17 protein-coding genes are annotated in these 20,881 nt (G+C 70.5%); 13 read left to right on the top strand and 4 right to left on the bottom strand.

Translation table 11 applies throughout. The annotated features are described in order from the left end of the window. Nucleotides 1–59: 59 nt before the first annotated feature. The 4 genes from eccB to AB0D94_RS28190 all read left to right on the top strand — a co-directional run bounded on the left by eccB (nucleotide 60) and on the right by AB0D94_RS28190 (nucleotide 3,863). Nucleotides 60–1,640 (top strand): type VII secretion protein EccB, encoded by a 1,581-nt coding sequence (eccB, locus tag AB0D94_RS28205; RefSeq protein WP_362057013.1) that lies wholly within the window; start codon nucleotides 60–62, stop codon nucleotides 1,638–1,640. 212 nt (nucleotides 1,641–1,852) lie between these two features. Continuing rightward, entirely contained in the window at nucleotides 1,853–2,950 is a 1,098-nt protein-coding gene (gene mycP / locus AB0D94_RS28200; RefSeq protein ID WP_362057103.1) for a type VII secretion-associated serine protease mycosin, read from the top strand. 214 nt (nucleotides 2,951–3,164) lie between these two features. Beyond that, nucleotides 3,165–3,512: a hypothetical protein gene (locus tag AB0D94_RS28195; RefSeq protein WP_362057010.1), complete on the top strand. Its 348-nt coding sequence runs from the start codon at nucleotides 3,165–3,167 to the stop codon at nucleotides 3,510–3,512. A gap of 42 nt (nucleotides 3,513–3,554) precedes the next feature. After that, nucleotides 3,555–3,863, top strand: a complete 309-nt coding sequence (locus tag AB0D94_RS28190) for a WXG100 family type VII secretion target (protein ID WP_362057007.1) — start codon at nucleotides 3,555–3,557, stop codon at nucleotides 3,861–3,863. A 76-nt stretch (nucleotides 3,864–3,939) separates the two neighbouring features. Here the strand turns inward: AB0D94_RS28190 and AB0D94_RS28185 are convergent, their stop codons facing one another. Beyond that, nucleotides 3,940–4,185: a DUF397 domain-containing protein gene (locus tag AB0D94_RS28185; protein ID WP_362057004.1), complete on the bottom strand. Its 246-nt coding sequence runs from the start codon at nucleotides 4,183–4,185 to the stop codon at nucleotides 3,940–3,942. 129 nt (nucleotides 4,186–4,314) lie between these two features. Then, nucleotides 4,315–8,268 (bottom strand): type VII secretion protein EccCa, encoded by a 3,954-nt coding sequence (gene eccCa, locus AB0D94_RS28180; protein ID WP_362057001.1) that lies wholly within the window; start codon nucleotides 8,266–8,268, stop codon nucleotides 4,315–4,317. 219 nt (nucleotides 8,269–8,487) lie between these two features. On the opposite strand from eccCa, the gene eccD reads away from it, so the two are divergent. The 6 genes from eccD (at nucleotide 8,488) to AB0D94_RS28150 (ending at nucleotide 15,626) form a co-directional block, all read left to right on the top strand. After that, nucleotides 8,488–9,993: a type VII secretion integral membrane protein EccD gene (eccD, locus tag AB0D94_RS28175; protein ID WP_362056998.1), complete on the top strand. Its 1,506-nt coding sequence runs from the start codon at nucleotides 8,488–8,490 to the stop codon at nucleotides 9,991–9,993. Nucleotides 9,994–10,175: 182 nt separating this feature from the next. Continuing rightward, nucleotides 10,176–10,463: a 30S ribosomal protein S15 gene (gene rpsO / locus AB0D94_RS28170; protein WP_031143997.1), complete on the top strand. Its 288-nt coding sequence runs from the start codon at nucleotides 10,176–10,178 to the stop codon at nucleotides 10,461–10,463. A 304-nt stretch (nucleotides 10,464–10,767) separates the two neighbouring features. Beyond that, the gene (locus tag AB0D94_RS28165; protein ID WP_362057100.1) at nucleotides 10,768–12,999 is read left to right on the top strand and encodes a polyribonucleotide nucleotidyltransferase; all 2,232 of its coding nucleotides are present in this window, start codon (nucleotides 10,768–10,770) and stop codon (nucleotides 12,997–12,999) included. After that, nucleotides 12,996–14,375, top strand: a complete 1,380-nt coding sequence (locus AB0D94_RS28160; RefSeq protein WP_362056994.1) for a pitrilysin family protein — start codon at nucleotides 12,996–12,998, stop codon at nucleotides 14,373–14,375. Before AB0D94_RS28165 ends, AB0D94_RS28160 begins: the two co-directional genes overlap by 4 nt. 42 nt (nucleotides 14,376–14,417) lie before the next feature. Next, complete coding sequence (dapB, locus tag AB0D94_RS28155) at nucleotides 14,418–15,170, top strand: 4-hydroxy-tetrahydrodipicolinate reductase (RefSeq protein ID WP_362056991.1); 753 nt, start codon at nucleotides 14,418–14,420, stop codon at nucleotides 15,168–15,170. A gap of 3 nt (nucleotides 15,171–15,173) precedes the next feature. After that, on the top strand, nucleotides 15,174–15,626 hold the full coding sequence (locus AB0D94_RS28150) for a hypothetical protein (protein ID WP_362056988.1): 453 nt from the start codon (nucleotides 15,174–15,176) through the stop codon (nucleotides 15,624–15,626). 46 nt (nucleotides 15,627–15,672) lie between these two features. On the opposite strand, the gene AB0D94_RS28145 is transcribed toward AB0D94_RS28150, so the two are convergent. Continuing rightward, on the bottom strand, nucleotides 15,673–16,233 hold the full coding sequence (locus AB0D94_RS28145) for a PH domain-containing protein (protein WP_362056985.1): 561 nt from the start codon (nucleotides 16,231–16,233) through the stop codon (nucleotides 15,673–15,675). Between the two features lie 48 nt (nucleotides 16,234–16,281). Beyond that, nucleotides 16,282–16,521, bottom strand: a complete 240-nt coding sequence (locus AB0D94_RS28140) for a hypothetical protein (RefSeq protein WP_266940725.1) — start codon at nucleotides 16,519–16,521, stop codon at nucleotides 16,282–16,284. A 279-nt stretch (nucleotides 16,522–16,800) separates the two neighbouring features. Here AB0D94_RS28140 and thyX point away from each other — a divergent pair, with 279 nt between their 5' ends. The 3 genes from thyX (at nucleotide 16,801) to AB0D94_RS28125 (ending at nucleotide 20,441) form a co-directional block, all read left to right on the top strand. Further along, a complete protein-coding gene (thyX, locus tag AB0D94_RS28135) occupies nucleotides 16,801–17,541 on the top strand; it encodes an FAD-dependent thymidylate synthase (protein ID WP_362056980.1) in 741 nt (246 codons plus the stop codon). Between the two features lie 200 nt (nucleotides 17,542–17,741). After that, the gene (dapA, locus tag AB0D94_RS28130; protein ID WP_362056977.1) at nucleotides 17,742–18,641 is read left to right on the top strand and encodes a 4-hydroxy-tetrahydrodipicolinate synthase; all 900 of its coding nucleotides are present in this window, start codon (nucleotides 17,742–17,744) and stop codon (nucleotides 18,639–18,641) included. Nucleotides 18,642–18,755: 114 nt separating this feature from the next. Continuing rightward, nucleotides 18,756–20,441, top strand: a complete 1,686-nt coding sequence (locus AB0D94_RS28125) for a ribonuclease J (RefSeq protein WP_362056974.1) — start codon at nucleotides 18,756–18,758, stop codon at nucleotides 20,439–20,441. The last annotated feature ends 440 nt before the right edge of the window (nucleotides 20,442–20,881 follow it).

Raw genomic sequence — 20,881 nt, 5'->3', positions numbered from 1 at the left:
CAATCGAGGCCCGGGGACCGTACTCACCTACCGGGCCGTGCGGGGAGAAACAGACGGTCATGGCATCACGACGTGATGAGCTCAACGCGTACACCTTTGCGAAGCGGCGCACGGTGGCCGCGTTCCTCCAGCCCTCCGCCACGGGAACCGAGGAGGGCGCGCCGCGGCCGCTGCGCGCGGTCCTGCCCGGGGTGGTCATCGGGGCGCTCGTGCTCGCCGGGTTCGGCGCCTGGGGCATGTTCAAGCCCACGGCGCCCAAGGGCTGGGCGGAGCCCGGCACCCAGGTGATCGTCGGCAAGCAGTCGACGACCCGCTACGTGGTGCTGACGACCAAGGTGAACGGCAAGGACCAGACCCGGCTGCACCCGGTGCTCAACCTCTCCTCCGCCCGACTGCTGCTGGACCCGCAGAAGTTCAAGGTGATCCAGGTCGACGACAAGGTGCTGGACGCGGGCAAGCCGCCGCGCGGCCCCATCATCGGCATCCCGTACGCCCCCGACCGCCTCCCCGCCAAGGCGGACGCCGGCAAGGCCAAGCGCTGGGCGGTCTGCCAGCAGCCGGGCGGCAACGGCCACGGGGTACAGACCGCCACCTTCGTCCTCGCCGACCGCGAGGCGGGCCTGATGGACGACAGCCGCAAGGTCACCGACACCCAGTCGCTGTACGTCCAGAGCACCGGCGCGGGCAAGGAGCGGTACCTCGTCGACGCGACCGGTACGAAGTACAAGTTCCCGGAGGGCACGCCCGCCGCGGGGACGATGACCACCGCCCTGGTCGGCACCGGCGCCGCGCCGCAGCAGGTCACCGAGCAGTGGCTGGCCACTCTCAACTCCGGTGACGACCTGGCCTTCCCGCAGCTGCCCGGCAAGGCGGGCACCAACGCGGACGTCAAGGGCCTGGTCACCGCCGACAACAAGGTGGGCATGGTGCTCACGGCGCAGACCGGCGCCGGCACGCAGTACTACGTGGTGCTGCCCGGAAAGGTCGCGCCGGTCTCCGAGTTCGTCGCCTGGCTGCTGATCTCGGCGCCCGCGACCGACGGCCTCAACATGCACGGCAAGGCCCGGGAGATCGACCTCCAGTCCCTCAACCCGGACGCCACCCCCTTCCTCGGCGAGGTCCGGTGGCCGCAGAAGAAGGCGGAGCGCATCAACCAGAGCGCACCCGCCGGCGGTGCGGGCGCGACCGGCGGAGGAAGCCGCGACACCGTCTGCAACGTGCTGCGCGCGGTCGACGGGCAGGGCAACCAGACCCTGAGCACCTGGGCCGGCACCGGATTCCCCATCGACATCACGGCCAGCGGCACGAGCGCCTACGTCACCCCGGGCTCGGGCCTGCTCTACACCCAGGTCCAGGGCAAGCAGACCACGGCCGGCGGCTCGCTCTTCCTGGTCACCGACACCGGCCTGCGGTACGCCGTCCAGGCCAACGGCGACAGCGACGCCGAGCAGTCGAAGATCGGCGCACCCGACCAGCAGGCGAAGGGGTCCACGGACGCCCGGCCCGAGGCGAGCCAGGCCCAGATCCGGCTCGGCTACGGAGGCACCGTACCGGCCATGGTGCCCATCGCCTGGTCGGAGTTCCTCTCCAAGGGGCCCCGCCTGGACACCAACTCCGCCCGCCAGCCCCAGGGTTCGTGACGATGCCGCTGCTCAAGCCTGTGGACAGGCCCGCACCCCTGCCGGGGTCCCGGGCCGCCTTTCGCACCCCGGCGCGCGCCGCGCTCCTCACCGCCGCCCTCGCCCTCGTCGTGCTCTCCGGCACGACCGGAGCCGCCGCCGCTGCCGAGGGCGCCCCGCCGCCGCCCCCGTACGGCCTGCGGCTCGCGGGCGCGGGCGAATGCACCTTCCCCATGAAGAAGCAGATCGCGGACCGCCCCTGGGCGCTCCAGAGGCTCCTGCTCGACGCGCTCTGGGCGCAGACCAAGGGCAAGGACAAGAACGGCAAGAGCGTCCGGGTCGCGGTCATCGACACCGGTGTCGACCGCGCCAACCCGCAGCTCAGCGGCGCCCTCGACACCGGCGCCGGCAAGGACCTCGTCGACCCCAAGGGCGGCGACGGCACCACCGACACCGTCGGCCACGGCACCAAGGTCGCCGGGCTGATCGCGGCCCGCCCGCAGGAGGGCACGGGCTTCGTCGGCCTGGCCCCCGACGCCACGATCATCCCCATCCGGCAGAACGACGGGCAGGGCAAGGGCAACGCCCTCTCCCTGAGCCAGGCGATCGACCACGCCGTGGCCCAGGGGGCCCAGGTGATCAACATCTCCCAGGACACCGACGTGCCGCTGTCCGCGGACTCCGAGCTCGCCAAGTCGGTCCAGAAGGCCATCGACGCCAAGGCCGTGGTGGTGGCTTCGGCGGGCAACGACGGCCTCAGCGGCGAGAAGCGCAAGACCTACCCGGCGGCCTTCCCCGGCGTACTGGCGGTGGCCGCCTCCGACCGCAACAACGAACGGGCCGCGTTCTCCCAGCCCGGCGACTTCGTCGGAGTCGCCGCGCCCGGCGTCGACATGGTCTCCACGGTCCCCGGCTTCGGCCAGTGCATCGACAACGGCACCAGCTTCTCCGCGCCCTACGTCGCCGGCGTGGCCACCTTGCTGCGCGCCGAGCACCCGGACTGGTCCCCGCAGCAGATCGTCTGGCAGATCCAGAACACCGCCGAACGCTCCGTCAAGGGCCGTGACGACTACGTGGGCTGGGGCGTCGTCGACCCGGTGCGCGCCGTCAGCCAGGACCACGAGGCCCCCAAGGCCCCCGTCCCGGACCCCGGTCCGCCCCCCGCGGCCGCACCGCAGGCCGCGCCCCTGCGGCTCACCGAGACGGCCCAGGAACGCGAGGAGCGTTTCGGCACGTACGCTCTGGGGATCGGAGCCGTCCTCATCGCCGTCATCGCCGGGACCGCCACGGTCGTCCGGGACGCCCGCAGACGCGGGCGCCGTTTGCAGTGAACAGTCACAGTTCATCAACGGAACCGGCCTGCCGGTGTTGGGCCATGTGGATGAACTGGCTAGAGTGACAGCAGGCTTCACGAATGTGATCGGGGGATCGCGTGAAGCGGAGGGGGATGCCCGGGCAGCGCGGTTCGACGACGCGCCCGGGAGTGTCCGCTCCGCCGCGCAATCCGCCGGTTCCGCCGGCGAATTGATATGTGAGGAGCATTCGGTGACGAACGACACCAACAACTTCGGACTTGCCGACGATCCGGTCGTCCAGGCCAAGAACAAGATCTCCGAGACAGCCAACGCCGTCACCAGGCAGTCCCGCGAGCTGGCCGACATCCTCGCCACCGTGAGCGCGGGCTGGACCGGTGTGGGTGCCTCGGGGTTCGTCTCGGCCCAGACGACGGTCAACGAGGACCACGACGCCATCCGTCAGCTCCTCGGGATCCTGCACAACGCGGTGTCGCAGACGAAGAACCTCAGCAACGCCCAGGACGACGAGGTGCGTGCGGCGTTCAACGCCGTCAAGGCCAACGCGGGCGGCAACGGCTCCGGCCTCAACGCCATCTGACGTACGTCGCTTACCAGTTAGCCCAGCGCGAAGGAGTAGAGCATGGCTGCCAACGACGGTCACACCAAGGTCCAGTACGAGAGCGTCCAGGCCATGGCCAACCGCATCCGCCAGGTCTCCAAGAACATCGTGGAGGACCTGAAGGAGATGGAGCAGGCCGTGAAGGTCGTCACGGACACCTGGGACGGTCAGGCCCACGCGGCGTACGAAGACCTCCAGCGGAAGTACAAGGGCAAGGCCGACCACATGAAGGCCCAGCTCGACCAGGTCGCCACCCTCATCGAGCGCGGCAAGGCCGACTACCGCGCCACCGACGTGAAGGCCTCGCGCCTGTTCACCGAGGGCTACTGAGCCCGGTCCCACGTCCCGCACGTGAAGAAGGGGCGCGCCCGTACCGGGCGCGCCCCTTCCGCGTACCGCTCGGCCCTCAGGGCTCCTGCCGCTCCAGGTCGAACTCCCCGTCCCTGGCGCCGAGTACGAAGGCCTCCCACTCGGCCGCGGTGTACCGCAGCACGGTGTCCCGGTCCAGCGAGGACCGCATCGCCACCGCGCCCTCGGGGAGGTGGGCGATCTCGACCCGCTCCTCCTCCGGGCTGGTCCCGGGCGGGCCCTCCCACTCGACGCCGCTGATGTCGAGCGCGTACAGCTCGTCCTTCTCCTGCTGGGTGCCCATGTGCGGCCTTTCCCTCGGTGGCGCGGTCTTCACCACCGAGTATCGGTGCTGACGAGGCGCACCGGGCGGGTTTCCGCCCGATGCGCCTCCCGGCCCGCGCCACCCGGCGCGAGCCCTTCCGGCCGGGTCCTACATCCCCGGCATGCGCCCGAGCTGCACCAGCGACGTGCCCCGCCTGCGCGAGGCGAAGTAGCCCCGGCCCGGCGGCATCGGACGCGGCCGCACATTGCCGACCAGGTCGCCCTCGGACGGGTCGCCGGACAGCACCAGGCCCTGCGCGCCCAGCTCCTTGATCCGCTGCATGAAGGGCTCGTACAGCGAACGCGAGGCACCCGCCGAGTTGCGCGCGATGATGAAGCGGACGCCCGTGTCCCGGGCGAAGGGCAGGAACTCCACCAGCGGCGCCAGCGGGTTGCCCTGGCTGGTCGCCACCAGGTCGAAGTCGTCGATGATGATGAACACGTCCGGGCCGGTCCACCAGCTGCGGTCGCGCAGCTGCTGCGGAGTGACGTCGGTCGGCGGCTGCCGCCGGGAGAACACCCCGCCCAGCGCCTCCATGTGCATCTGCAGCGAGCTCGCCATCGGCGCGTACTCCAGCAGGTGCTCCTCCGGCAGCGCCCCGAGCAGGCTCCGCCGGTAGTCGCCCACGACCAGGCGGGCCTGGTCCGGGGTGTAGCGCTCGGCGATCTGCTGGGCGATGAGCCGCAGCAGGTTCGTCTTGCCCGACTCGCTCTCACCGAAGACGAGCAGGAAGGGGTCGGAGTCGAAGTCGACGAACACCGGCTCCAGGGCCGTCTCGTCGATGCCGATCGCGATCCCGCGCCCTGCGTGGTCCCCGCCCCGGGGCAGCTGGTCGGCGTGGAGCAGCCGCGGCAGCAGCCGCACGCCGGGGGCCGAGGCCCCCGTCCAGTGCTGCTTGACCGCGGAGACGAACGCGGCCGTGCCCTCGGACACGTCCTGCGCCTCGTGCGAGCCGTCGATCCGCGGCAGCGCGCCCAGGAAGTGGAGCTTCTCCGGTACCTGGCCGCGGCCCGGCATCCCCGGCGGCACGTTCGCCGCGACCTTGCGGTCGAACTCCGAGTCCATGACGTCGCCCAGGCGCAGCTCCAGCCGGCTGAGCATCTGGTCCTTGAGTGCGGGCCGCACCTCCATGTACCGCGCCGCGGTGATCACCACGTGGATGCCGTAGCCCAGACCGCGGGCCGCGATGTCCGTGACGACCTGGTCCAGGCCGTCGTACTCGTTGCGGAAACCGCCCCAGCCGTCGATGAGCAGGAAGACGTCGCCCCACGGCTCGCCGGGCAGCTCGCCCGCCGCCCGCCGCCGCCGGTAGGTGCCGATGGAGTCGATGTTGTTCGAACGGAAGAACTCCTCGCGGCGGTTGAGGATGCCCCCGACCTCCGCGACCGTACGCCGCACCCGCTCCGGGTCCAGCCGCGAGGCGATCCCGCCCACGTGCGGCAGCTCGGCCACCGAGGACAGGCTGCCACCGCCGAAGTCCAGCCCGTAGAACTGCACCTCGCGCGGGGTGTGCGTCAGCGCGAAGGAGGCGATCAGCGTCCGCATCAGCGTCGACTTGCCCGACTGCGGACCGCCCACCACCATCATGTGGCCCGCCGCGCCGGAGAAGTCCCGGTACAGCACCTCGCGCCGCTGCTCGAACGGCTTGTCGATGAGGCCGAGCGGTACGACGAGCCCGCCGGGCCGCGTGTACCCCTCCGCGTGCAGACCGCGCTCCGCCGACGGCGCCAGCGCGGGCAGCAGCTGGTCCAGCGGGGGCGCCTGGTCGAGCGGCGGCAGCCACACCTGGTGCGCCGGCACCCCCTGCCCCTCCAGCCGGGCCACGATCACGTCCAGCACCGTGTCCGCGAGGGCGTCGTCCTCCCGCGTCGACTGCGCCGCCAGGTACGCCGGGTCCGGGGCCGCGTACACCACCGGCACCGGGGCCGCCGTGAACAGCGCGGGCCGCCGCTCCACCGGGAACAGGCCCACCGACAGGTCCGGCCCGCCCGAGCGGTAGGTGCCCGAGACGTACGCCGCCTTGAAGCGGGTCATCTCGTCCGTACCGAACTTCAGGTAGCCCGAACCGGGCACCGACGGCAGGTGGTAGGCGTCCGGCACGCCGATCGCCGTGCGCGACTCGGCCGCCGAGAACGTCCGCAGACCGATGCGGTACGACAGGTAGGTGTCCAGCCCGCGCAGCTTGCCCTCCTCCAGGCGCTGCGAGGCCAGCAGCAGGTGCACGCCCAGCGAACGGCCGATGCGGCCGATCTGGATGAACATGTCGATGAAGTCGGGCTTCGCCGTCAGCAGCTCGCTGAACTCGTCGATCACCAGCACCAGCGAGGCCAGCGGCTCCAGCGGGGCGCCGGCCGCGCGGGCCTTCTCGTAGTCGTGGATGTTCGCGTAGTTGCCCGCCGAGCGCAGCAGCTCCTGCCGGCGCTGCAGCTCACCGCGGATGGAGTCGCCCATCCGGTCCACGAGCGTGAGGTCGTCCGCCAGGTTCGTGATGACCGCCGCCACGTGCGGCATCTGCCCCATGCCGGTGAAGGTCGCACCGCCCTTGAAGTCGGCGAGCACGAAGTTCAGCGTCTCCGAGGTGTGCGTGACCGCCAGGCCCAGCACCAGGGTGCGCAGCAGCTCCGACTTGCCGGAACCGGTCGCGCCCACGCACAGGCCGTGCGGGCCCATGCCCTCCTGCGCGGCCTCCTTCAGGTCCAGCATGACCGGACCGCCGTCCTCGCCGACGCCGATCGGCACGCGCAGCCGCTCGCCGGCCGACCTCGGCCGCCAGGTCCGCGCCACGTCGATCGAGGCCGCGTCGCCCAGGTTCAGCAGATCTGTGAAGTCCAGGTTGGCCAGCAGCGGCTCGTCGTCGTCCCCGCCGCCGGTGCGCAGCGGCGCCAGCTGCCGGGCCAGGGCCTCCGCCGCGGGCAGCGACAGGGTGTCCGGGACGCCCTCGTACGCGATCCCCGCGCCCGACTCCAGGCGCAGCCGGCCCGGCCGCACCACGACCGACAGCCCGCCGCGCGGCTCGTCCAGCTCGCCCGCGACCACCTCGACGATCGTGACGCCCTGCAAGCCCTCCGCCGCGGCGAACGCCGAGTCCGGCGGCACCATCCCGCCGTCCAGTACGACGACCAGGTGCGGCTGGTCCAGCACCGGGGACACCTCCCGGCTGAACCGGGGCCGTCCCTCCAGCCGGGGACCCAGCAGCGCCTCCAGCTCACCCAGGTCGTCGCCGCACAGCCGCTTCGTACCGGCCCCGTCGACCTGCCCGGGAACCTGCGTGTGCGGCAGCCACTTCGTCCAGTCCCACGAGGGCGCCGCACCCGGCGCGGCCACCACGGCCACCACCAGGTCCTCGGGCGAGTGCAGCGTCGCCAGCTGAGCCACCAGCGCCCGCGCCGTCCCGCGCGCGGATTCCGGTTCCCCGGACACCGTCACGTGGTAGAACGCCCGCAGCGACAACGCCACCGGCAGCCCGTCCAGCGAGGAGTGCACCCGCAGGAAACGCTGCATCGCACCCGCAGTCAGCGGCTCCAGCTCGTCCACCGGCGCGGTGTCCGGCGCCACCAGCGGCGTCGCCAGCCGCTGCGGTCCCAGCCCCAGCCGGGCCTGCCCGAAGTCCCCGTCGCCGACCCGCCGCTCCCACAGGCGCGAACCCTCGGCGACCACCGACCACAACTGCTCGGGGGCCGGGTGCAGGTACAGCTGCGCGTCGCGCTGCGAGCGCGCGGTCCGCCGTACCTGACGGCGGGTCTGCGCCAGGTACTTGAGGTAGTCCCGGCGCACGTCGGCCATTTGCCCCTGCGCACCGCGACGGAAGCGCACCAACTGGGCGACGACCATGGCCACCGTCGACACCAGCATCAGCACACCCATGATGCGCATGAACGGCGCCGCACCCGGCATGAAGAAGAAGACGACCGAAGAGCCCATGCCGAGCATCGGCAGGAGCTGCATCAGCATGCCCTCCTGCTGCCCCCGCGGAAGTTCCGGCGGTGCCTCCAGCCTCAGCTCCTCCGAAGGAACTTCGGGCGGCAGGGACCGTGGCGGGCGTTTGACGACGATCTGGCTCACCGGAGCATCAATCCCTCGAAAACGGACGGGACGTCGCAACCGGCGCCCCCAAGTCCCGGACACGGAGGGGGTCTCCTCCATGCGACGGTGATCCTACTTGCCGACAGTCGGTCATACGCCCGGTAGGGTGGCGCCGCGCAGCATGCGCATCCGCGAATCCGGTGTAGGACACACCGCGTCCGGTGCGCCAACCAGTCTTCAACCAGGGGGGTCACACAGGTGAGTACGGCCGCAACGACGGGCTTCTGCAGGGTCACCGTCGTGGCCCCCGACAGCCGGATCGACGTCGCCCTCCCCGAGGACATCGCCGTCGCCGACGTCTACCCGGAGCTGCTGCGCCTCACCGGCCAGACCCAGCCCGTCGGCGCCCCCACCGGCTTCCACCTGGTCCGCCGCTCCGGCGCCGTCCTCGACGGCGCCCGCACGCTCGCCGCCCAGCAGGTCCTCGACGGCGAGGTGCTCAGCCTGCGCCCCTTCGCCGAGTCCCTGCCGCCCGCCGTCTTCGACGACGTCTCCGACGCCGTCGCCTCCGCCGTCGTCCGCGACCGGCACCGCTGGAGCGACGACATGCTGCGCGGCGCGGGCCTGGCCGGCGCCGCGGTGCTGCTCGTCCTGCTCGGCTTCGTCCTCTGGTACGCCGACCCGGTCCGCCACGACATGCACGGCCTGCCCGGCATCATCGCCGGGGCCGCGGGCGTCCTGCTCACCGCCGTCGCCGGAGTGCGCGCCCGGGTCTACCGGGACCGCGGCTCCGCCGTGGCCCTCGGCCTCGGCGCCCTCCCGCACCTGCTGATCGCCGGCTCCGGCATCGTCGCGCCCGCCGCGGGCCACGGACCGGGCCGGCTCCAGTTCCTCCTCGGCTGCGTCTGCGTACTGATCGCCTCCGTCGCGCTGGTCGCGCTCACCCCCAGCGGGGACGCGCCCTTCGTCGCGGCCACCTTCCTCGCCGCCACCGGCACCCTGGCCACCTTCCTCGCCATCGCCGCCGAGGCCTCCGCGACCGCCACCGCCGCCGTCTGCGCGCCCGTCGCCATCGGCCTCCTGGCCTTCCTGCCCGGCCTCTCCGCCCGCTTCGCCCGCCTGCCCATCGGCTACGCCGCCCCGCAGAGCGCCACCGAGGAGTACGAGACCCCGGACCGCTACGACACCGAGCCGTACGGTGACCCGTCCGGCTCCGACCAGCACGACCAGGGCGCCACCCTCGACGCCGAGGCCATCGCCGCCCAGGCCCGCCGCGGCCACGAGATGCTCCTCGGCCTGGTCGGCGGCTGCGCCGCCGTCGCCGTCGGCTCCGCCGCCGTCCTCGGCTTCTCCGACAACACCTGGGGCCGGCTGCTCGCCCTGGCCACCGGCCTCGCCATGCTGCTGCGCGCCCGGCTCTTCCGCTACACCTCCCAGGTCGTGTGCGCCCTGGTCGCCGGCCTCGCCGCCCTCGGCCTGCTGATCCTGGGCCTGGCCCTGAACCCGCCGGCCGAGCTGGTCCAGGCCCTGGTCCTGGACCACGACCGCAGCGGCCTGGACCTCCGTACGATCTGGCTGTCCGCCGCCGTCACCGCCGGCGCGGCCCTCCTCGCCGGAATTGCGCTGGTCATTCCCCGCAAGGGTCTGTCACCCTTCTGGGGGCGGCTGCTCGACCTCACCGAGGCGGCCGTACTGCTCAGCCTGGTGCCCCTGGCCCTGGCCGTGCTCGACGTCTACTCCAGGGCCCGCGCTCTCACCAGCTGAGACGTGGGGCAGCGGCAGCCTGGTACGCTGTGTGACGGCCGTTTGTGTACGCGCCTCCGGATCCTTCTCGAAGGGTCTGTGGACTGCGCTCAGCGGACCCCGCCTCCCGAGTCACGGAAGATCCCCAGAGAATTCGACCTGGGGCACTCGGTGGCACTGAAGACCTAAAACGAGGAGTACGCGTGCCGCTCGACGCCGCTACGAAGAAGCAGATCATCAGCGAGTTCGGTGCCAAGGAGGGCGACACCGGCTCTCCCGAGGTCCAGGTCGCGATGCTGTCCCGCCGCATCTCGGACCTGACCGAGCACCTCAAGACGCACAAGCACGACCACCACTCCCGTCGTGGTCTGCTGATCCTGGTCGGCCAGCGTCGCCGCCTGCTGCAGTACCTGGCCAAGAAGGACATCCAGCGCTTCCGTACGCTGGTCGAGCGCCTCGGCATCCGCCGCGGTGCGGCCGGCGCCAAGTAACACGCCGTGAAGGGAGCGGTTCCCACATCCGGGGGCCGCTCCCTTTGCTGTACGTGCGGACAGGACCGGACCCTTTGTAGTCTGGATAGGACGCACGTGCCCGTCTGAGAAGACGTGCACAACTGAAGAGGAGGAGCGCCCTCCCTACGCCGCCGGTCCTCGGTAGTGGCACCCGGAATGCCCCAGCGGGCACCGAACCGGGTGCTTCGATCGAAGACCGGCCCCCAGGCCAGGAGCGCTTCTCCGCAACCGTCCGCCGCCACACGGGCTGCGGACGGAGACGACGAAAATGGAGAAAACGCTAGTGGAGAACGAGACCCACTACGCCGAGGCCGTCATTGACAACGGTTCCTTCGGCACCCGCACCATCCGCTTCGAGACGGGCCGTCTGGCCCGCCAGGCCGCCGGCTCCGCCGTTGCCTACCTGGACGACGACACGATGGTGCTTTCCGCGACCACCGCGTCGAAGAAGCCCAAGGACCAGCTCGACTTCTTCCCCCTGACGGTGGACGTCGAGGAGCGGCAGTACGCCGCGGGCAAGATCCCCGGCTCCTTCTTCCGCCGCGAGGGCCGCCCCTCCGAGGACGCGATCCTCACCTGCCGCCTGATCGACCGCCCGCTGCGCCCGTCCTTCAAGAAGGGCCTGCGCAACGAGATCCAGGTCGTCGCCACGATCATGGCGCTCAACCCGGACCACCTGTACGACGTCATCGCGATCAACGCCGCGTCCGCGTCCACCCAGCTGGCCGGTCTGCCCTTCTCCGGCCCGATCGGCGGCGTCCGCGTCGCGCTGATCCGCGGCCAGTGGGTGGCCTTCCCGACGCACACCGAGCTCGAGGACGCCGTCTTCGACATGGTCGTCGCGGGCCGCGTCCTGGAGGACGGCGACGTCGCGATCATGATGGTCGAGGCCGAGGCCACCGAGAAGACCATCGCCCTCGTCAAGGGCGGCGCCGAGGCGCCGACCGAGGAGATCGTCGCCGCGGGTCTCGACGCCGCGAAGCCGTTCATCAAGGTCCTCTGCAAGGCCCAGGCCGACCTGGCCGCCAAGGCCGCCAAGCCCGAGGGCGAGTTCCCGGTCTTCCTGGACTACCAGGACGACGTGTACGAGGCCCTCTCGGCCGCCGTCAAGGGCGAGCTCTCCCAGGCGCTGACCATCCCGGGCAAGCAGGACCGCGAGGCCGAGCTGGACCGCGTCAAGGAGCTGGCCGCCGACAAGCTCCTCCCGGCCTTCGAAGGCCGCGAGAAGGAGATCTCCGCCGCCTACCGCAGCCTGACCAAGGCCCTGGTGCGCGAGCGCGTCATCAAGGACAAGGTCCGCATCGACGGCCGCGGGATCACGGACATCCGTACCCTCGCCGCCGAGGTCGAGGCCATCCCGCGCGTGCACGGCTCGGCGCTGTTCGAGCGTGGCGAGACCCAGATCCTGGGCGTCACCACCCTGAACATGCTCCGCATGGAGCAGCAGCTGGACACCCTCTCCCCGGTGACCCGCAAGCGCTACATGCACAACTACAACTTCCCGCCGTACTCCGTCGGTGAGACCGGCCGCGTGGGCTCGCCCAAGCGCCGCGAGATCGGCCACGGCGCGCTCGCCGAGCGCGCGATCGTGCCGGTCCTCCCGACCCGCGAGGAGTTCCCGTACGCGATCCGCCAGGTGTCCGAGGCCCTCGGCTCCAACGGTTCGACGTCCATGGGCTCGGTCTGCGCCTCCACCATGTCGCTGCTGAACGCCGGTGTGCCCCTCAAGGCCCCCGTCGCCGGTATCGCCATGGGTCTGATCTCGCAGGAGATCGACGGCAAGACGCACTACGTCGCCCTCACCGACATCCTCGGTGCGGAGGACGCCTTCGGCGACATGGACTTCAAGGTCGCCGGCACCAAGGAGTTCGTGACCGCGCTCCAGCTGGACACCAAGCTGGACGGCATCCCGGCCTCTGTCCTGGCCGCGGCCCTCAAGCAGGCCCGCGACGCCCGCCTCCACATCCTCGACGTGATGATGGAAGCGATCGACACGCCGGACGCCATGTCCCCGTTCGCCCCGCGGATCATCACCGTCAAGATCCCGGTGGACAAGATCGGTGAGGTCATCGGCCCCAAGGGCAAGATGATCAACCAGATCCAGGAGGACACCGGCGCCGAGATCACGATCGAGGACGACGGCACCATCTACATCGGTGCCTCCGACGGCCCGGCCGCCGAGGCCGCCCGCGCCACGATCAACTCGATCGCCAACCCGACCATGCCGGAGGTCGGCGAGCGCTACCTGGGTACGGTCGTCAAGACCACCACCTTCGGTGCCTTCGTCTCCCTGATGCCCGGCAAGGACGGCCTGCTGCACATCTCGCAGATCCGCAAGCTCGCCGGTGGCAAGCGCGTGGAGAACGTCGAGGACGTGCTCGCGGTCGGTACCAAGGTCCAGGTGGAGATCGCCGAGATCGACCAGCGCGGCAAGCTCTCCCTGATCCCCGTGATCGACGGCGAATCTGCAGGTGACGCCGACAATGACGCTGACAAGGACGACTCCGACAAGTGATGTCGCGTAGTTCCCGTGTGACGGCCCGCCCCTCTTCGGAGGGGCGGGCCGTCGCCCGTACCCAAACCCTCCTCAAGGGGCAGAACGGCATCGGCACCGTCCGGCGCACGGTCCTCCCCGGCGGACTGCGCATCGTCACCGAGACGCTGCCCTCCGTCCGCTCCGCCACCTTCGGCATCTGGGCGCACGTGGGCTCCCGCGACGAGACGCCGACGCTCAACGGTGCCACGCACTACCTGGAGCACCTCCTCTTCAAGGGCACCGGAAAGCGCAGTGCCCTCGACATCTCCTCCGCGATCGACGCGGTCGGCGGAGAGATGAACGCCTTCACGGCGAAGGAGTACACCTGCTACTACGCACGCGTGCTCGACACCGATCTGCCGCTGGCCATCGACGTGGTCTGCGACATGCTGACCGGCTCGCTGATCCGCGAGGAGGACGTCGACGCCGAGCGCGGAGTCATCCTCGAAGAGATCGCGATGACCGAGGACGACCCGGGCGACATGGTCCACGACCTGTTCGCGCAGACCATGTACGGGGACACGCCCCTGGGCCGCCCCGTCCTCGGCACCGTCGACACGATCAACGCGCTCGGCGCCGACCGGATCCGCCGCTTCTACAAGAAGCACTACGACCCGACCCACCTGGTCGTGGCCGCGGCCGGCAACGTCGACCACAACAAGGTCGTACGGCAGGTCCGCGCCGCCTTCGAGAAGGCCGGGGCGCTGACCCGCACAGACGCCGAGCCGATCGGCCCGCGCACCGGCACCAAGCGCATCCGCACCTCCGGCCGCGTCGACCTGGTCAACCGCAAGACCGAGCAGGCCCACGTGGTCCTCGGCATGCCCGGCCTGGCCCGCACCGACGAGCGCCGCTGGGCGCTGGGCGTCCTGAACACCGCCCTCGGCGGCGGCATGTCCTCCCGCCTCTTCCAGGAGGTCCGGGAGAAGCGCGGCCTGGCCTACAGCGTGTACTCGTACACCTCCGGCTTCGCCGACACCGGCCTCTTCGGCGTGTACGCGGGCTGCCGGCCCAGCCAGGTCCACGACGTGCTCCGGATCTGCCGCGACGAGCTCGACAAGGTCGCCTCCGACGGGATCAGCGACGACGAGATCAAGCGGGCCATCGGCCAGCTCTCCGGCTCCACCGTCCTCGGCCTGGAGGACACCGGCGCGATCATGAACCGCATCGGCAAGAGCGAGCTGTGCTGGGGCGACCAGATGTCCGTCGACGACATGCTGGCCCGGATCGCCGCGGTGACCCCGGACGACGTCCGCTCGGTCGCGCAGGATGTACTGGCCCAGCGCCCCTCGCTCGCGGTGATCGGCCCGCTCAAGGAGAAGCAGGCCGCCCGCCTCGACGAAGCGGTCGCCTAGTTCCGTACGCAGGTAAGTCTGTGCTGGATTAAGGACACGAATATGAGCAAGCTGCGCGTGGCAGTCCTCGGTGCTCAGGGTCGCATCGGCGCCGAGGCCGTCAAGGCGGTCGAAGCCGCCGAGGACATGGAGCTGGTGGCGGCCCTCGGCCGCGGCGACAAGCTGGAGACGCTGGCCGAGGCCGGCGCCCAGGTCGCGGTCGAGCTGACCACCCCCGCCTCGGTGATGGGGAACCTGGACTTCCTCATCCGCCACGGCATCCACGCGGTGGTCGGTACCACCGGCTGGACCGAGGACCGCCTCGCGCAGCTGAACTCCTGGCTGGACGGCTCCCCGGAGACCGGTGTGCTCATCGCCCCGAACTTCTCCATCGGTGCCGTCCTCACCATGAAGTTCGCCGCCCAGGCCGCCCGCTACTTCGAGTCCGTCGAGGTCGTCGAGCTGCACCACCCGAACAAGGTCGACGCCCCCTCCGGCACGGCGACCCGTACGGCCCAGCTCATCGCGGCCGCCCGCGCCGAGGCCGGCTGCGCACCGCAACCCGACGCCACCGCCACCGCCCTCGACGGGGCCCGCGGGGCGAACGTCGACGGGGTGCCCGTGCACGCCATCCGCCTGCGCGGCCTGCTGGCCCACCAGGAGGTCCTCCTCGGCGGCGAGGGCGAGACCCTGACCATCCGTCACGACTCCCTGCACCACAGCAGCTTCATGCCGGGCATCCTGCTCGGTACGCGCCGCGTCGTGCGGACCCCCGGCCTCACCTTCGGCCTCGAACACTTCCTCGACCTGGGCTGAGCCATGCGCGCGAAGATCACGTACTTCCTCACGGCCGCCGTCCTGGCCGTCTACTTCGTCCTGGCCGGCAGCCGGGGCCTGCTGCTGATCCAGCAGGGCACCTGGCTGACCGTCACCTTCGGCGTGGCGGTGCTGATCCTGCCCGTCATCGGCGTGTGGTTCCTCTGGAAGAACACCCGGTTCGTCACCAAGGCCAACCAGCTCGCGACCGAGCTGGAGGCGGAGGGTGCGCTGCCCGTCGACGAACTGGAGCGGGACCAGTACGGCCGGATCCTGCGGGATTCCGCCGACGAGGTCTTCGCGCGCCGCAAGGCCGAGACGGAGGACGCGCCGGGGGACTGGCGCAGCTGGTTCCGCCTCGCCGTCGCCTACCACGACGCCCGCGACACCCCGCGGGCCCGCAAGGCCATGCAGCGGGCCATCGCCCTGCACGACGCGGAGCCCGTACGGGTCTGATCCCCGTACGGGCTCGCTGTCCTGCTCCGCTCCGGCGGCCCGTGGCTCAGGCGGGCAGCGGCCGGTACTCGTCGGCCCAGGCCTCGACCGCGTCCGCGGCCCGGTCGAAGGCCTCGGTCCGCGACAGGAAGTCGGCGTTGTGGTCGGTCAGCAGCACCGGCAGCTCCGCTCCGCCGCGCCCGGCTGCCGTCAGCGCCTGCCCCTGCACGGTCCTCGGCAGCCCGAGCCAGCGCACGGGCTGCTGCACGGTGCGGACCTCACCGATCTCGCTCCACGCGATCGAGCGGGTCCTGAAGAGCCCGACCCGGCGCAGCCCCCTACGGCTCACCCAGACGCCCGCGCGCAGTATCTGCACGGCGGCCCCGATGACGGCCAGCGCGGCGGCCAGGCAGCCGCCTGCGCCCGCCCAGGTGCCCGCGAAGGCGATGATCATCGTGGCCAGCAGCATGAAGGCGGACAGCAGGAGCAGCATCGCGGCGATGGCCACGCGCCAGGGGCCGGGCCGGTAGGGCCGTCGCCAGCGGTCCCGGTCGTCGTGGGCCAGTACCTCGTCGCCGGCGTCATCCGTGTCGAAGACGCCGTCGGCCGTCAGGAAGGGCAGGGGCACGGCTGGACCTCACTCACATGCACGTTCGGTTGGGCTGTGCCCGTGAGGCTACCGCCCCTCGGACGCCTCCGACTGCTGCGACTTCTCGGATGCCTTGCTCGGCTGCAGTGCGGGCATGCCGAAGAGCAGCGAGCCGACGAGCCCCGCCACCACGGTCAGTCCGACCAGACTACGGGCGGCGATCTGGGTCTTGCTCAGACTCTCGCGCGGCGGCGGAGTGACGTTACTGCGGAATCGGTCGGCCTCGGCGACGAAGGCGAACGGGACGGGTTCGCGCCGGCGGAACATGGGAGCGACTCTCCTCACGGTCAGGGCCCTGGGGCGGCGGTGGCATGGCGGCGGGGGGTGTGCGTGCGTCTGCTGAGTAGGACGTACGAGTCACTCAATCGGTGCCGGAATTCGGGACATTAACCAAAATTCATGGCGACGCGTCAGCTGCTCGGGTGGCGGCGCGGGGGAGCGCGGCGGGGACTGCGGCCGGGAGGCGGTCTGCGGCTGCGCGGCGGGCGGTGGAGGGCGACGTAGAGTGGGCGCGCCCCAGGTAACGCACGTTTGGAAGGACCCCCGGTGAGCGAGACCGCCGCTTCAGATCTGAAACCCAGCTTCCGCAGTGATGTGACGGTGGAGCTGGTGAAGCACTCCGCCGCCGACTCCGACGTGCTGTGGGCCGCCCGCGTGTCCACGGCCGGCGAGCAGTCCCTGGAGGAGCTGCAGAAGGACCCGGAGCGGTCCAAGGGGCTCATCAACTACCTGATGCGGGACCGCCACGGCAGCCCCTTCGAGCACAACTCGATGACCTTCTTCATCAGCGCCCCGATCTTCGTCTTCCGCGAGTTCATGCGCCACCGCGTGGGCTGGTCGTACAACGAGGAATCGGGCCGCTACAGGGAGCTCCAGCCGGTCTTCTACGTCCCGGACGCCGAGCGCAAGCTCGTCCAGGAGGGCCGTCCCGGCAAGTACGTCTTCGTCGAGGGCACCGAGGCGCAGCAGGAACTCACCGGCCGCGTCATGGAGGACTCCTACCGCCAGGCCTACGAGGCCTACCAGGAGATGCTCGCCGCGGGCGTGGCCCGCGAGGTTGCCCGTTCGGTCCTGCCGGTCGGTCTTTTCTCCTCGATGTACGCCACCTGCAACGCCCGCTCGCTCATGCACTTCCTCGGTCTGCGCACGCAGCACGAGCTCGCCGCGGTCCCGTCCTTCCCGCAGCGGGAGATCGAGATGGTCGGCGAGAAGATGGAGCGGCACTGGGCCACGCTCATGCCGCTCACGTACGCGGCCTTCAACGGCAACGGCCGCGTTGCCCCGTAAGGCCCGGTACACCCGCGGCGTACTGATGTGCTGCGCCAAGTCCTAAGTGTCCGTATTGCGGCGTTTCGTAAAGTTCATCTAGGCTGATCAAACGGACCCGGCACTGCTTGAACCCCCGAGCAGGCAGTGCCGGTGTCCAACACTCTGTTGACGTCCCCCGAGGGGACACCGCGGGCATGGCAGCGAGTAGCGTGTTACCCATGGCTCCGATCTCGACTCCGCAGACCCCCTTCGGGCGGGTCCTCACCGCTATGATCACGCCGTTCACGGCGGACGGCGCACTCGACCTCGACGGCGCGCAGCGGCTCGCCGTCCACCTGGTGGACGCAGGCAACGACGGCCTGATCATCAACGGCACCACCGGTGAGTCGCCGACCACCACCGACGCGGAGAAAAACGATCTCGTACGAGCCGTCCTCGAAGCCGTCGGAGACCGCGCCCACGTCGTCGCGGGCATCGGCACCAACGACACCCGGCACACCCTGGAGCTCGCCCGACAGGCCGAGCGCACCGGCGCGCACGGCCTGCTGGCCGTGACCCCCTACTACAGCAAGCCTCCGCAGGAGGGCCTCTTCCGGCACTTCACGGCGATCGCCGACGCCACCGGGCTGCCGGTCATGCTCTACGACATCCCCGGCCGCAGCGGTGTCCCGATCGACACCGAAACTCTCGTCCGGCTGGCCGAGCACCCCCGTATCGTGGCCAACAAGGACGCCAAGGGCGACCTCGGCCGCGCCAGCTGGGCCATCGCGCAGAGCGGCCTGGCCTGGTACTCGGGTGACGACATGCTGAACCTGCCGCTCCTGTCGGTCGGCGCGGTCGGCTTCGTCTCCGTGGTCGGCCACGTGGTCACCCCCGAGCTGCGCGCCATGCTGGAGGCCCACCTGGGCGGAGACGTCCAGAAGGCCGCCGAGATCCACCAGAAGCTGCTCCCGGTCTTCACCGGCATGTTCCGCACCCAGGGTGTGATGACCACCAAGGGCGCACTGAACCTGCAGGGCCTGCCCGCGGGCCCGCTGCGGCTCCCGCTGATCGAGCTGACCGCCGAAGAGACGGCTCAGCTCAAGCGCGATCTTGCCGCCGGCGGGGTACAGCTCTGACAACAGACTTCACAACTGAATAAGCACGACCGAAACAGACAAAAGCAAGAGCACGAATGACATACACGCCACGTGCCTTCCGAGGTACGTGGCGTGTGTGGTGAGGAGACACTTTTGAGCCATCCGCATCCTGAACTCGGTCCGCCGCCGAAGCTGCCCAAGGGCGGCCTGCGGGTCACCCCCCTGGGTGGCCTCGGCGAGATCGGCCGCAACATGACCGTCTTCGAGTTCGACGGTCGCCTGCTGATCGTCGACTGCGGCGTCCTCTTCCCCGAGGAGGAGCAGCCGGGCATCGACCTGATCCTGCCGGACTTCACGTCCATCCGGGACCGGCTCGACGACATCGACGGCATCGTCCTCACGCACGGCCACGAGGACCACATCGGCGCCGTCCCCTACCTCCTCCGGGAGAAGCCGGACATCCCGCTGATCGGCTCCAAGCTGACGCTGGCCCTCATCGAGGCGAAGCTCCAGGAGCACCGCATCCGCCCCTACACCCTCGAGGTGAAGGAAGGCGAGCGCGAGAACCTCGGCCCCTTCGACTGCGAGTTCATCGCCGTCAACCACTCCATCCCCGACGCCCTGGCCGTCGCGATCCGGACCCCCGCGGGCCTGGTCGTCGCCACCGGCGACTTCAAGATGGACCAGCTGCCGCTGGACAACCGCCTCACCGACCTGCACGCCTTCGCGCGTCTGAGCGAGGAGGGCATCGACCTCCTCCTCTCCGACTCGACGAACGCCGAGGTCCCGGGCTTCGTACCGCCCGAGCGCGAGATCTCCAACGTCCTGCGCACGGTCTTCGCGAACGCCCACAACCGGATCATCGTGGCGAGCTTCGCCAGCCACGTGCACCGCATCCAGCAGATCCTCGACGCCGCCCACGAGTACGGCCGCAGGGTCGCCTTCGTCGGCCGCTCGATGGTCCGCAACATGGGCATCGCCCGTGACCTGGGCTACCTGCGGGTCCCGCCGGGCCTCGTCGTGGACGTCAAGACCCTCGACGACCTGCCGGCCCACGAGGTCGTCCTGGTCTGTACGGGTTCCCAGGGCGAGCCGATGGCGGCCCTGTCCCGCATGGCCAACCGCGACCACCAGATCCGGATCGTCCCCGGCGACACCGTGATCCTGGCGTCGTCCCTGATCCCGGGCAACGAGAACGCGGTCTACCGCGTGATCAACGGCCTGACCCGCTGGGGCGCCAACGTCGTGCACAAGGGCAACGCCAAGGTGCACGTTTCCGGCCACGCCTCCGCGGGCGAGCTGCTGTACTTCTACAACATCTGCAAGCCGCGGAACCTGATGCCGGTCCACGGCGAATGGCGCCACCTGCGCGCCAACGCCGAGCTCGGTGCCATGACGGGCGTCCCGAAGGACCGCATCGTCATCGCCGAGGACGGCGTGGTCGTCGACCTGATCGACGGCAAGGCCCGGATCTCCGGCAAGGTCCAGGCCGGCTACGTGTACGTGGACGGCCTCTCGGTCGGCGACGTCACCGAGGTCCACCTCAAGGACCGCCGGATCCTCGGCGAAGAGGGCATCATCTCGGTCTACGTCGTGGTGGACAGCACCACGGGCAAGGTCGTCAGCGGCCCGAGCATCCAGGCCCGCGGCTCCGGCATCGAGGACTCCGCCTTCGCGGCCGTCCTGCCGAAGATCGAGGAAGCCATCGCCCGCGCCGGCGCCGACGGCGTGGCCGAGCCGCACCAGCTCCAGCAGCTCATCCGCCGCACGATGGGCAAGTGGGTCTCGGACGGCTACCGCCGCCGCCCGATGATCCTCCCGGTCGTCGTCGAGGTCTGACCCTCGCCGTAGCGACCTCACCGGAGCGGGGCAACCGGATTTGCATCCGGGGGCCCCGCTCCAGTACGTTTACGTCTCCACCCCGCACGGCACCCCGGCACACACGTGTGCCCGGACGGGTCATGCGGGCGGGTGGGAATCATGACCCAGGGAGACCTGATAAAGTCTGATCCGCCCGAAAGGGAAAGGCCTTCCGAAGGCCATCGGAATTCCAATCCAGTCGACTTCTTCCAGAAGCAGACACGGAAAAGAATCTGATAGAGTCGGACTCGCCGGAAAGGGAAACGCGAAAGCGGAAACCTGGAAAGCGAAACCCGCTTCGACCGGGAATCGGACACGAAAGAGTCTGATAGAGTCGGAAACGAAGAACGAAGCCCGGAGGAAAGCCCGAGAGGGTGAGTACAAAGGAAGCGTCCGTTCCTTGAGAACTCAACAGCGTG

The organism is Streptomyces sp. NPDC048255, from assembly GCF_040652415.1.
In the GTDB taxonomy this organism is placed as follows: Bacteria; Actinomycetota; Actinomycetes; order Streptomycetales; family Streptomycetaceae; genus Streptomyces.
This window is presented reverse-complemented; position numbering and strand designations above follow the sequence as displayed.

Bases quoted from the DNA above. Each gene is read 5' to 3' on its own strand.
- eccB (WP_362057013.1), top strand. From the start codon at position 60: ATGGCATCACGACGTGATGAGCTCAACGCGTACACCTTTGCGAAGCGG.
- mycP (WP_362057103.1), top strand. From the start codon at position 1,853: ATGAAGAAGCAGATCGCGGACCGCCCCTGGGCGCTCCAGAGGCTCCTG.
- AB0D94_RS28190 (WP_362057007.1), top strand. From the start codon at position 3,555: ATGGCTGCCAACGACGGTCACACCAAGGTCCAGTACGAGAGCGTCCAG.
- AB0D94_RS28185 (WP_362057004.1), bottom strand. From the start codon at position 4,185: ATGGGCACCCAGCAGGAGAAGGACGAGCTGTACGCGCTCGACATCAGC.
- dapB (WP_362056991.1), top strand. From the start codon at position 14,418: ATGAGCAAGCTGCGCGTGGCAGTCCTCGGTGCTCAGGGTCGCATCGGC.
- AB0D94_RS28150 (WP_362056988.1), top strand. From the start codon at position 15,174: ATGCGCGCGAAGATCACGTACTTCCTCACGGCCGCCGTCCTGGCCGTC.
- AB0D94_RS28140 (WP_266940725.1), bottom strand. From the start codon at position 16,521: ATGTTCCGCCGGCGCGAACCCGTCCCGTTCGCCTTCGTCGCCGAGGCC.
- dapA (WP_362056977.1), top strand. From the start codon at position 17,742: ATGGCTCCGATCTCGACTCCGCAGACCCCCTTCGGGCGGGTCCTCACC.